This is a genomic window from Streptomyces sp. NPDC031132 (assembly GCF_055570595.1).
Window position 1 is genome coordinate 369,953 of sequence record NZ_JBVIGX010000001.1, and the last position, 11,795, is coordinate 381,747.

Below are 11,795 nucleotides of genomic sequence, written 5' to 3' on the forward strand. Positions count from 1 at the left end.
TGCAAGGGATTCCGGACGGCTGGGTGGGCCTCCGGGCAGAGCAGGCTGGTGCGAAGAACGGATCGAAGAGTGCCAGCTGCCGGCTTCAATGTCAGGGCCGCGTCAAAAGGTTGGCTGGAAACGGTTCGTTGTCCGATGAGACGTATCCGGTATCCGGACCATTCACCTTCGCGTGCGAAAGGGGGGTCCGATATCTGGAACGGTTGGTACCGGTTGCTAACACTTGCGCAACAAGAGGTCTCGTTCAGGCAATCGGCATTTGTCGTACGGGTGTTTGTCGTACTGTTTCCCGGTGCGCCAGATGTCCGTCGCCAGGGGAAGCCATGGGCACGCGCCACTGTCATAGACCACGTGCCAGGGGGGCCCATGAGGCATGTCCATTTTCCTGCGCAAAGACTGGCCGCAGCAGCCGCCGATCCGGCGCGGCTCGCGGCCGCCCCGGCGAGGCGGCTCGGCGACAAGGCCCGCTGGTACCTGCCCGCCGCCCTCACGGCCGACTTCCTCGGCGCCGCGGTCCCCGTAGGGCTGGTCTTCCAGGCGGCGCAGCAGGTCCGGCCGGTGTACTGCGCCCTCGGCGCGGCCCTGGCATGGACCGGCGTGCAGGCGGTGCGCCGGCGGTACGCGGCCCGCGTGCTCGGAGAATCTCGCGGCGTGCTGCCCGTCGTGCACGACTGGCTGATTCTCATCGGTGTCCTGGCCGTGGCCCGTGTGGTGACCGGTGAGAGCACCCCCCGGCTGTCCGCGCTCGGCGCCCTGCTGCCGGCCCTCCTCATCACCGTGGCCTGCCACAAGCTGACCTACCGCCACCTCACGGCGGCCCGCCGCGAGGCGCACGCCGTCAGCCGGGTCCTGGTGGTCGGCGAACCCGGCGCCGCCGAGTCCGTCATCGAGCACCTGGCCGCGCGCACCGACCACCCGTACGTCGTCGTCGGCGTGGTGCCGGTCGGCGCCGGCCCGCTCGAGGGCGGGGTGCCCGTCGCGGCCCGGCTCGACGCGGCCGCGCCCGAGGCCCCGAACGCGGACTCCACCGCCCTGCTCGGCGCCGTCCGTAGCCACCACGCCGACCTCGTGCTGGTCGCGCCCGGCGCGCGGATCGCGGGGGAGCGGCTGCGCAGGGTCGCGTGGGCGCTGCACGACGCGGGCCTGGAACTCGCCGTCTTCCCCGGCCTCGTGGAGGTCTCCGTCAAGCGGTTGGAGACCCTGTCCGCGGGCGGGCTCGCCGTGCTGCGGGTGGCGCCCCCGGTGAGCCGGGGCGTCCAGACCCTGCTCAAGTCGGTCCTCGACCGCGCGGGGGCCGCGCTCGGGCTCCTGCTGCTCTCCCCGCTCTTCCTCGGCATCGTGCTGGCGATCCGGCTCGGCTCGCGCGGCCCGGCGTTCTACTGCCAGCGGCGCATCGGGCGCGACGGGGTCCCGTTCGTCATGTGGAAGTTCCGCACCATGGTCGTGGACGCGGACCGGCTCAAGAACGAGCTGGCCGGGGCCAACGAGAACGACGGCCTGATGTTCAAGATCCGCCGCGACCCCCGGGTGACCCGGGTGGGCCGGCTGCTGCGCCGCACCTCCATGGACGAACTGCCCCAGCTGTTCAACGTGCTGAGCGGGCACATGTCGCTCGTCGGCCCGCGCCCGCCGCTGCCGGAGGAGGTGGACCGGTACGACGAGGTCGAGCTGCGCCGGCTCACCGTGCGGCCGGGCATGACCGGGCTGTGGCAGATCAGCGGACGCTCCGACCTGTCCTGGGACGAGACGATCCAGCTCGACCTGCAGTACGTCGACAACTGGTCCTTCACCAGCGACGTCGACGTCATGGGCCGTACCCTCCGCGCCGTCGTCGACGGTCGCGGAGCGTACTGAGGGGCCTCACCACGTGCCGCTGCGTTCAGCCCTGCTCGCGCCACCACCGGTAGGTGGCGGCGATGCCGTCCCGCAGCCCGATCTCCGGCTTCCAGCCGAGCGAGGTCAGGCGGGTGACGTCCAGGAGCTTGCGCGGCGTGCCGTCGGGCTTGGACGTGTCCCAGACGAGCCGGCCGCGGAAGCCGGTCACCTCGGCGACGGTCTCGGCGAGGGCCTTGATGGTGAGGTCCTCACCGCAGCCGATGTTGACCGGGTCGTCGCCGTCGTAGCTGCCCAGCAGCACCGCGCAGGCGGCCGCCAGGTCGTCCACGTGCAGGAACTCCCGGCGCGGGGTGCCGCTGCCCCACAGCGTGACCTCGTCGCGGCCCTCGGCTGCGGCCTCGTGGAAGCGCCGGATCAGGGCGGGCAGCACGTGCGAGGTCTCGAGGTCGAAGTTGTCGCCCGGCCCGTAGAGGTTCGTGGGCATCGCCGAGATGTACGAGGCCCCGTACTGCTTGCGGTACGACTGGATCTGGACGATGCCGGCGATCTTCGCCAGGGCGTACGCCTCGTTGGTCGGCTCCAGCGGGCCCGTCAGCAGGGCGTCCTCGCTGATGGGCTGCGGGGCGAGCTTCGGGTAGATGCACGAGGAGCCCAGGAACAGCAGACGGCCGACCCCGGCGGCGTGCGCGCCGCCGATGACGCTGAGCTGGATCTTGAGGTTGTCCTCGAGGAACTGCACCGGGTAGGTGCTGTTGGCCATGATCCCGCCGACCTTGGCGGCGGCCAGCACGACGGCGTCGGGGCGGACGTCGTTCAGGTACGCCCCGGTCGCGGCGGCATCGCGCAGGTCGAGGTCGGCGCGGCCCCGGGTGAGCACCTCGTGGCCGTCGGCGGTGAGCCGGCGGGCGACCGCGGAGCCCACGAGGCCGCGGTGGCCCGCGACGAAGACTCGGGCGTTCGGGGGCAGGAGCGGCAGCGAACTTGTCATACCGCCGATGATGCCAGTCCGCCGCCGCGGGCAGCAGGCGAGGTCCGCCGTGGCGGAATCCGCCCGAAGGGGGCGGGGCGATGCCGTGTACGGTACGCATCCAGCCCCTTGGGCCCCGCGGCCGTACGCGCGCCGTCAGGTCCGGCGCGAACCGGGGCGCAGCCCCGGCCGGGCGGGCGGGACCCCGTCACCCTTGGGGCACGGCCCCACCGGCGGGCCGCACCGCCGCCCCCGAGGCCCTGCCTCACCAGAACAGACCGATACGACCCCCAGGGGGACCCACATGGGCAAGACCGCACTGATAACCGGCGTCACCGGGCAGGACGGCTCCTACCTGTCCGAGCTGCTGCTCTCCAAGGGCTACACGGTGCACGGCCTCGTGCGGCGGTCCTCCAGCTTCAACACCGAGCGCATCGACCACATCTACCAGGACCCGCAGACCGCGAACCGGTCCTTCGTCCTGCACCACGCCGACCTCTCCGACGGCGTGGCGCTCGTGAACCTGCTCCGCGAGATCAGGCCCGACGAGGTCTACAACCTCGGCGCCCAGTCGCACGTGCGCGTGTCCTTCGACGCTCCCCTCTACACCGGCGACGTGACCGGCCTCGGCGCGCTGCGGCTGCTCGAGGCGATCCGGGCCAGCGGTGTCGACACCCGGATCTACCAGGCCTCGTCCTCGGAGATGTTCGGGGCCACCCCGCCCCCGCAGAACGAGCAGACCCCGTTCCACCCGCGCAGCCCGTACGGCGCCGCCAAGGTCTTCGCGTACTGGACCACGGTGAACTACCGCGAGGCGTACGACATGTTCGCCGTCAACGGGATCCTCTTCAACCACGAGTCCCCGCGCCGCGGAGAGACCTTCGTGACCCGCAAGATCACCCGCGCGGTCGCCCGCATCAAGGCCGGCCTCCAGGAGCACCTCTACCTGGGCAACCTCGACGCGGTCCGGGACTGGGGCTACGCCCCCGAGTACGTGGACGCCATGTGGCGGATGCTCCAGCAGGACGAGCCGACCGACTACGTCGTCGCCACGGGCGTGGCCGCCACGGTCCGCGAGTTCGTCGAGTCGTCCTTCACCCACGCGGGCCTCGACTGGGCCGAGCACGTGCGCTACGACCCCAAGTACGAGCGCCCGAGCGAGGTCGACGCCCTCATCGGCGACGCCTCCAAGGCCAATGAGCTGCTTGGCTGGAAGCCGACGGTGCTGGTGGCCGACCTGGCGCGGATCATGGTCGACGCCGACATCCGGCAGGTCGAGGACCAGCTGGCGGGCGTGACGGTCCGCATCGACCGCTGAAGGCCTTATATTTCCCCTACGATTTGCCGTGCCCCGGTCATCTCCACTGGTATCGGTGGGCGTGGCCGGAGCAAACCTGTCGTATGTCCGCTGTGCGCCCTCCAGTCTGAACCGTTCATTCCAAGTTGGTATGCAATGGGTCAAGGGAGGTGACCGGGTCCTCGCAGGAGCCCTAGTCTGCGCCAGTACATATGGCTGTTCGGATAGTTCAAGCCATCAAAACCGGGCGACTGCCCTGGGGGGCTCATGCGTAGATCCAGAGGGCTGACTGCTGCCCTCGTCCTGTCACTGGCCGGCGCCGGCACCGGCATAGGTCTGGTGCTGATGCCCGAGGCGTCCGCCATCACGCCTCCCGTGGCATTCACCGCCGACGAGCTGCCCACCTGGCAGCCGAACGGCATCGTCTTTGCGATGGCCCAGGCGAACGGCACCGTCTTCGCGGGCGGCACCTTCTCGGCCGTCCGCCCGCCCGACGGCACCAGCGGCGCCGAGCAGGAAGCCGTGAACTTCGTGGCGCTCGACGCCGCGACGGGCAAGCCGACCTCGTGCAAGCTCGCCTTCACCATCGGGGACGGCAGCGCGACCGTGCGTGCGCTGGCCGTTTCGAAGGACAAGAAGACCCTGTACGCGGGCGGCTACTTCGGCGCCGTCAACGGCACCCCGGTCTCCAGCGTCGCGGCGATCGACATCGAGAGCTGCACCCCCAAGGCCGCGTTCCACCCGGGCTTCCCCGCCACCGTGCGCGACCTCGCCGTCACGGACGACACCCTGTACGCGGCCGGCGACTTCGGCACCGTCGAGGGCCAGACCCGCGAGCGGTTCGCCGCGGTCGAGGCCGGCTCCGGTGCGCTCAAGCCCTTCGTCGCCAACGCCGACGAGCCCGGCCGCGCGGTCGAGGTCACCCCGGACGGCAAGAACGTGCTCCTGGGCGGTGACTTCTTCTCGGTCAACGGCTCCAACACGCACGCCCTGGCCGTCGTGAACGCCACCACCGGCGCGGTCGCCAAGACGTACAGCAACATCCCGTCGAACTCCGTGGTCAAGGACATCGCCACCGACTCGACCGGCTTCTACACCGGCAACGAGGGCTCCGGCGGCGGCGTCTTCGACGGCCGCATCGGCCTCAAGCTGAGCGACTTCAGCGAGAAGTGGCGCGACCGCTGCCTCGGTGCGACCCAGGCCGTGCTCCCGTACGACGGTGTGCTCTACAGCTCCTCGCACGCGCACGACTGCTCGCTCGAGGGGCAGTTCCCCGACGGCAAGCGCAACTTCTTCAACGCGCAGCTGACCGACTACGAAGGCGCCGCGCCCGCGCCCGTGGACGGTTTCGTGCGCAGCCCGCGCAAGCTCGGCTGGCACCCCACCGCCAACGACGGCCTCGGCGAGGGCATCGGCCCGCGCGCCATGACCATCGCCGAGAAGGGCGACGTCAAGTACATGTGGGCCGGCGGTGAGTTCACCGCCATCAACGGCAAGCCGCAGCAGGCGCTCACCCGCTTCGCCTCCACCGGCGACGTCGGCGCCCCGACGACCCCGGTCGCGAGCGCCGGCAGCGTCAAGCCCGGCGAGGTCCAGGTCCGCTGGCGCACCAGCTACGACGCGGACGACAGCAAGCTGACGTACCGCATCTACCGCAACGGCTCCGCCAGCCCGATCGCGACGGTCGCCGCCGAGTCCCTGGAGTGGGAGCGCCCCCAGGCCTCCTGGAACGACACCACGGTCAAGGCCGGCCAGTCGTACACCTACCGCGTGACGGCCACCGATGCGGCGGGCAACACCAGCGCCCTGTCGGCCACGGCCTCGGTCACGGTCCCGAGCTCGGTGCAGTCGTACCCGAACCAGGTCCGCGCCGATGGCGCCAACCTGTACTGGCGCTACGACGACACCGTCAGCCCGTACGTCGCCGACTCCTCCGCGGGCGGCAACACCAGCGGCATCCAGCTCAACGCCCCGGCCCTGCGCCAGACGCCCGGCGCGATCAGCGGCGCCAGCACGGCGATGGGCTTCAACGGCACCAGCCAGCAGGTGTACAGCGACCACCGCCAGACGGTGGGCAACGCCTTCTCGGTCGAGACCTGGTTCAAGACGAACACCACGCGCGGCGGCAAGCTGATCGGCTTCGGCAACAACACCACGCGCAACAGCGGCTCGTACGACAAGCAGATCTACATGACCAACACCGGTCGTCTGGTCTTCGGCGTCTACAACGGTTCGACCCGCACCGTCTCCACCGGTCTGTTCGACACGTACAACGACAACAAGTGGCACCACGTCGTCGGCACCCTGGGTGCGGGCGGGATGGAGCTGATCGTCGACGGCCAGAGCAAGGGCACGCTGAACAACGTCACCAGCTCCACGCCGTACGAGGGCTACTGGCACGTCGGCGGCGACAACCTCGCCAGCTGGCCGACCAAGCCGACGAGCAACTTCTTCGCCGGCCAGATCGACGAGACGGCCGTCTACCCGAAGGCGCTCACCGCGGCCCAGGCCAAGAACCACTACGACCTGGCCAAGGCGCCCTCCGACACGGTCTCCAAGGTCTCCGCGACCGAGGACACCTACATCAACCAGGGCGCCCCGAGCGCGGCCAACGGCGCGACCACCTCGCTGGCCGTCCGCGGCACCTCTGCGTACGAGACGTACCTGCGCTTCAACCTCCCGGCCGCGCCGGCAGGGCAGGTCCTGAAGTCCGCCGCGCTCCAGATCAAGACGTCGACCCAGGCGAACGCCGGTACGGCCGACAAGGTGTCCGTGGTCCCGGTCACCGGCACCTGGAGCGGTGCGAGCACGACCTTCAACAACAAGCCGACCCTGGGCACCACCCCGCTCGGTGCGTTCGCGAGCGTGCCGGACGGCTCGGCGATCCAGAGCACCGCGCTGGACACCGCCGCGCTCTCCTCGGTGCTGGGCAGCAGCTACAGCCTGGCCCTGACGAGCACGGGCACCGACCCGCTGTGGATCTGGTCCATGGAGTCGACGGCAGCGGACGCCGCTCCGCAGCTCGTCCTCACCTTCGGCCCGAAGTAACCGTCTGACGGATGCGGGGCCCGGCGCGGACATCGGCCGGGCCCCGCACCCCTCTCTCCCGTCGATTCCACCCGATCAACCGGCACGTAATACAGGAGCCCTAGAGATGTACCGACGCTCCGCCGCGGCTGCTGTTCTGCTGGCCGCAGCTCTGACCCTGACCGCCTGCAGCTCGGGCGGCGACGGCAAGGCCGACGCCTCGGCGGCGAAGCCCAAGCCGCCGGCCTCGTCGGCGGCCGCGGACCCGGCGGACGCCACGGCTCCGCCGGCCTCGCCCGACGCGAAGCCGACGGGCCCGGTCCTGCCGGACGCGAAGCTCACCCCGAAGACGGGCAGCTTCAAGCCCAACGAGAAGCAGTACCTGAGCGGGCGGGTCCCGGAGAAGATGGACCCGGCGGCGGTCCTGCAGACCGGCCAGGAGTCCTGCCAGCGGGTGGAGCGCACCGCGAAGCGCGACAAGGACGCGGCGACCGGATCCATCGTCGCGGGGGAGATCCCGGGGGCGAAGGACGCGATCACGTACCTGTGCCCGGAGCAGAAGCCGATCCTGGACGCGGCGTCCAAGGGCTTCGCCGACGGCACCCGCCAGTCGCCCGCGGCGGGCACGTACCGGGCGCTGACCCAGAGCACGACGTGCACCTGGGACGCCAAGGGCAAGGACGGCGCCGTCCTCGCCTCGGGCCCGGAAACCGCCCCGAAGGCCGGCGACAAGATCACGGCCACGATCCCGTCGGGCACGGCGACGTTCACGTCGACGGGCTGCTACGCCTGGATCCCTGCGTAGGGCTCCGCGCACGTACGAGGACGCCGCTCCCTGCCCGACTCCGGGCCGGGGGCGGCGTTTTCGTATGCGGTTCCCGGGTAGCCGCGGGGTCAGACGACCACGACTGCGGAGGCGAATCACATGGGAGGCATCGGCGGCTGCATCGCGCTGATCGTGGTGGGGGCCATCCTCACCTTCGCGACGGACTGGAAGATGGAGAGCGTCAACCTCGACGTCGTCGGCCTGATCATGATGGCGGCCGGCGCCATCGGACTCGCCGTCTACGCAAGCGTCTTCAAACGCCGCCGCACGGCGGCCCTCCCGGTGGTGGACGAAACCCACCGCGAGCTGTAGCGCGTCAGCGCAGAGCGCCCTCGTAGACCGGGAGCAGCGTGTCCAGGACCGCGTCCATCGAGAAGGACTCCGTGGCCAGTTCGCGGGCCGCGGCCGAGGCCTTGGCGTTCTCGGCGGGGTCCAGGAGGGCGAGGACCGCCTCCGCCACGCCCGCCGGGCCCGGCGTGACCGCGCGGCCCGCACCCGCGGACCCGATGTCGCGGGCCAGGCCGTTCGAGTGCGTGACCACCGACGGGACGCCCACCGAGAGGGCCTCGAGCACCGACATCGGGAACGGCTCGTCCACCGAGGGGAGGACGTAGACGTGGGCCCGGCGCAGCTCCGCCAGGACCTCGGCGGTGGACAGCGCCCCCGGGACCGAGAACCGCCCCTCCAGCCCCAGCTCCGCGATGCGCGCGCGGACCGCCGGCAGTTCGCCCTCGTCCGGGCCGGCCACCACGAACTCCGCGCCGGGGTGCGCCGCCAGGACCGCCGGAGCCGCGTCCACGAAGTCCACCGGGCGCTTACGGGCCTGCAGGCGCGCCGAGTACAGGATGCGCGGGGGGCCGGCGAGCGCCGGCCGCTCCTCCTGCGCCGGGGTGCCGTTCACCAGCCGGACCGCCCCCGGCAGCGGGGCGCCCACCACCGCGTCGAGGCCCTCCCGTTCGTGCGGGGTCAGGTACAGCACCGCGTCCGCGCCGCGCAGCAGCCGGCGTACGGCGACCGCGTCCAGCACCTTGGCCAGCAGCTTCCCGCTCGGGTCCACCATCCCGTGGGTCTGCAGCACCAGCGGCTTGCCGGCCCGCAGCGCCGCCAGGGCCACCGGCAGCGTCACCAGGTCCCGCGCCAGGTGGACGTGGACCACGTCCGCGTCCCGGACCAGCCGGCCCGCCGAGGCCAGCATGGCCGGCGAGGTCATCCCGCTGAAGCCCAGGGGCAGGATGCGCCGGGCCGGGAACAGCTTCGCCGGCACCCCCTCCACGGAGGTCGGCCACGGGTCCGGGAAGCCCTCGCCGAGCGCCAGCAGTCCGGCCTCGTGGCCGCGCGCCCGCAGCCCCTTGGCCAGGTTCAGCGCGACCCGGACCGGCCCGCCGAAGGCGTGCGAGGGGGAGTGGAGCGTAACGGCGTGCAGGACTCTCACTTCGGCTCCTCGACCGGGCGGCGCTGCCCGTCCATCGTCTGCAGGGTCAGTGCAGGAAGGTTTCTGTGGACCACCGAACCGGCGCCCGCCACCGCGCAGCGGCCCATCGTGACCCCGGCCAGCACGGTCGCCCGTACGGCCACCCACGCGCCGTCCTCGACCACGATCGGCGCGTTGCGGTAGCGGAAGTCGGCGGCCCGGTGGTCGTGCGAACCGGTGCACAGCATCGCTTCCTGCGAGATGCACACGTTCGCCCCGATGGTCACCGGCTCCAGGTTCAGCAGCCAGGCGCCCTCGCCGATCCACGTGTGGTCCCCGACGGTGAGCTTCCACGGCCACAGCACCCGTACCCGGTGCCGGATCAGCACGCCCTCGCCGATCTGCGCGCCGAACGCCCGCAGCAGCGCGACCCGCAGCCGGGCCGGACAGAACCACGCCATGAACAGCGTGTTCATCACGGCGAACCAGAGCGCCTGCGTCAGCAGCCCGCGCCCCTTGTCGTACCCGGCCAGCGTGAAGGCAGGAAGATCACGCAACTGTCGCCCCTCATCGTGCTCCGCAGGCGTGCCTCCCCGGGCGCCGCCCGCTCAGACTAGACTGCGCGCGGACCAGGCACATGGGGTGGGGGCAGCAGTGGCAACGGACATACGCAAGCCCCCCGTGACCCCGCCGGTTCCCGAGCTCGAGGACGAGCACAAGTGGGGTCGTGTCACCACCCCGCGCACCCTGCTCTCGCGCGCCCTGTCCGTCCCGCTCATCCTCGGCTTCACCGTCTTCCTGCCGCTCATCGTGGCCGTCCAGCCCGGCGACGGCCAGCACGACGCGGCCTTCTGGCTCCAGCTCCTGCTCACGATGTACGCGGGCGCCCGGCTCTCCGCGATGGTCCTGACCAGCCGCCGCAAGCTGCTCCAGGGCTCCTTCTGGCTGTTCGTCTACATGGCGATGGGCGTCGCCCCGCTCGCGCAGGCCGTCCTCGGCCGGGTCCCGACCCCCGTGGTCGGCCCCCGCTCCGACCTCACCATCGCCATCGGCCTGGTCCTGCTCGGCTGCACGGCGTTCGACGTGGGCGTCCTGCTCGCCCGCCACCGGCCGGCCGGCCGGGCCGGCGGCTCCCAGAAGGAGCCGCGTCCGGTCATGGCCCACCGGCGGCGCCTCCAACTGCTCACCGGGCTCGCCTTCGTGTGCAGCGCGGCCTTCATCATGAAGCTCGGCGGCCCGGCGGTCTTCTTCTCCAGCCGCCAGGAGATCATCGCGGGCATCGAGGAGGCGGGCGTCTCCAACGGCGACGGCCAGGCCGGCCAGGCCCTGCTGCGCGGCTTCGGCACCGTCCCGGCCCTGCTCGCCCTGCTGCTGTACACGCGCTGGCTGATCACCTCGACGTACGCCCGCCGCAAGGTCTCGATCATCGTCACCTGGGGGGCGCTCGCCCTGCTGAACCTGGTGGTCAACAACCCGATCTCGAACCCGCGGTACTGGTTCCTCACGGTCATGTTCGCGCTGCTGTTCACCGTCTTCCCGGTGAGCGCCGCGATGTACCGGGTCGCGCTGTCGATGGCGGTGGTGATCGCCCTGCTCGTGTTCCCGTTCGCGGACCGCTTCCGGTACGACGAGAAGAACTACAAGCCGGTCGAGACGACGTCCTTCCTGGAGCCGATGGCGCTGAAGGACTACGACCAGATCGGCATGTTCGCGAACACCATCACCTTCTCGAACTCCGGGCCCGGGCACTACTACGGGCGCCAGCTCGCGGGATCGGTCTTCTTCGCGGTGCCGCGCTCCGTGTGGCCGGGGAAGCCGCGGGACACGGGCGTGATGGTCGGCCAGTGGATGGGGACGGTCAACACGAACCTGTCGTCGCCGATCTGGGCCGAGCTGTGGCTCGACTTCGGGCCGCTGGGAATGGGGGCCGGGCTGCTGGGCATGGGCTACGCGTCGGCGCGCGTGGACCGCCGGTACGCGAAGCGCGCCACGCGCAGGTCCGCGCCGGGGAGCCTGATCTCGGTGGTGGTCCCGCTGGTGGCGGGCTACTCGTTCATCCTGCTGCGGGGGCCGCTGCTGCAGGCGTCCGGGCGCGTGGCGATAGCGGGCCTCTGCCTGGCGCTGGTCGCGACGTACCGCCAGGACAAGTCCACCACCCTCCGCTGAACCCGCTGCGTAGGCCCTGCCCCCGCCCCGGCCCGCGCGCCTCAATCGCCGGCGGGGCTCAAAGACCTGGGGCTCCGCCCCAGACCCGCGCCTCAAACGCCGGCGGGGCTGGAATTGCCGCTGTGCGGCAACCAGCCCGCCAGGTGGCTTGCGGCGCCGCCCGGCAAACTCCAGCCCCGCCGGCGTTTGAGGCGCGGGGGTTCGGGGGGCGGGCCCCACCAAAAAGGATGGCGAAGAAAGAGAGGCCGGGGGGGGCAACGGGTGA

Annotated in this window: 9 protein-coding genes; 6 read left to right on the forward strand and 3 right to left on the reverse strand. The window is 71.4% G+C overall.

Annotated features, from left to right (window positions below; translation table 11 throughout):
• Positions 1-366 precede the first annotated feature (366 nt).
• Positions 367-1,854, forward strand: coding sequence for an exopolysaccharide biosynthesis polyprenyl glycosylphosphotransferase (locus ACZ49B_RS01680; RefSeq protein ID WP_468299411.1), 1,488 nt, complete (start codon positions 367-369; stop codon positions 1,852-1,854).
• A gap of 25 nt (positions 1,855-1,879) precedes the next feature.
• Here the strand turns inward: ACZ49B_RS01680 and ACZ49B_RS01685 are convergent, their stop codons facing one another.
• Complete coding sequence (locus ACZ49B_RS01685) at positions 1,880-2,824, reverse strand: GDP-L-fucose synthase family protein (protein WP_468299413.1); 945 nt, start codon at positions 2,822-2,824, stop codon at positions 1,880-1,882.
• A gap of 283 nt (positions 2,825-3,107) precedes the next feature.
• Here ACZ49B_RS01685 and gmd point away from each other — a divergent pair, with 283 nt between their 5' ends.
• The 4 genes from gmd (at position 3,108) to ACZ49B_RS01705 (ending at position 8,265) form a co-directional block, all read left to right on the forward strand.
• Positions 3,108-4,121 carry a GDP-mannose 4,6-dehydratase gene (gene gmd / locus ACZ49B_RS01690; protein ID WP_468299415.1) on the forward strand — a complete coding sequence of 338 codons (1,014 nt, stop codon included), beginning with the start codon at positions 3,108-3,110 and terminating at the stop codon, positions 4,119-4,121.
• A gap of 246 nt (positions 4,122-4,367) precedes the next feature.
• The gene (locus tag ACZ49B_RS01695; protein ID WP_468299417.1) at positions 4,368-7,148 is read left to right on the forward strand and encodes a LamG-like jellyroll fold domain-containing protein; all 2,781 of its coding nucleotides are present in this window, start codon (positions 4,368-4,370) and stop codon (positions 7,146-7,148) included.
• Between the two features lie 106 nt (positions 7,149-7,254).
• The gene (locus ACZ49B_RS01700) at positions 7,255-7,932 is read left to right on the forward strand and encodes a hypothetical protein (protein WP_468299419.1); all 678 of its coding nucleotides are present in this window, start codon (positions 7,255-7,257) and stop codon (positions 7,930-7,932) included.
• A gap of 120 nt (positions 7,933-8,052) precedes the next feature.
• On the forward strand, positions 8,053-8,265 hold the full coding sequence (locus tag ACZ49B_RS01705) for a DUF6458 family protein (protein WP_266663558.1): 213 nt from the start codon (positions 8,053-8,055) through the stop codon (positions 8,263-8,265).
• A 4-nt stretch (positions 8,266-8,269) separates the two neighbouring features.
• Here ACZ49B_RS01705 and ACZ49B_RS01710 read toward each other — a convergent pair whose 3' ends face one another.
• Positions 8,270-9,385, reverse strand: coding sequence for a glycosyltransferase (locus ACZ49B_RS01710; RefSeq protein ID WP_468299421.1), 1,116 nt, complete (start codon positions 9,383-9,385; stop codon positions 8,270-8,272).
• The gene (locus ACZ49B_RS01715; protein WP_030295168.1) at positions 9,382-9,921 is read right to left on the reverse strand and encodes a WcaF family extracellular polysaccharide biosynthesis acetyltransferase; all 540 of its coding nucleotides are present in this window, start codon (positions 9,919-9,921) and stop codon (positions 9,382-9,384) included. The genes ACZ49B_RS01710 and ACZ49B_RS01715 overlap by 4 nt, the downstream gene beginning before the upstream one ends.
• 97 nt (positions 9,922-10,018) lie before the next feature.
• Between ACZ49B_RS01715 and ACZ49B_RS01720 the strand changes: the two genes are divergently transcribed.
• The gene (locus tag ACZ49B_RS01720; RefSeq protein ID WP_468299423.1) at positions 10,019-11,530 is read left to right on the forward strand and encodes a hypothetical protein; all 1,512 of its coding nucleotides are present in this window, start codon (positions 10,019-10,021) and stop codon (positions 11,528-11,530) included.
• The last annotated feature ends 265 nt before the right edge of the window (positions 11,531-11,795 follow it).

Excerpts from the sequence above, each read along its gene's own strand:
- ACZ49B_RS01680 (WP_468299411.1), top strand. The coding sequence starts at position 367 with ATGAGGCATGTCCATTTTCCTGCGCAAAGACTGGCCGCAGCAGCCGCC.
- ACZ49B_RS01685 (WP_468299413.1), bottom strand. The coding sequence starts at position 2,824 with ATGACAAGTTCGCTGCCGCTCCTGCCCCCGAACGCCCGAGTCTTCGTC.
- gmd (WP_468299415.1), top strand. The coding sequence starts at position 3,108 with ATGGGCAAGACCGCACTGATAACCGGCGTCACCGGGCAGGACGGCTCC.
- ACZ49B_RS01695 (WP_468299417.1), top strand. The coding sequence starts at position 4,368 with ATGCGTAGATCCAGAGGGCTGACTGCTGCCCTCGTCCTGTCACTGGCC.
- ACZ49B_RS01700 (WP_468299419.1), top strand. The coding sequence starts at position 7,255 with ATGTACCGACGCTCCGCCGCGGCTGCTGTTCTGCTGGCCGCAGCTCTG.
- ACZ49B_RS01705 (WP_266663558.1), top strand. The coding sequence starts at position 8,053 with ATGGGAGGCATCGGCGGCTGCATCGCGCTGATCGTGGTGGGGGCCATC.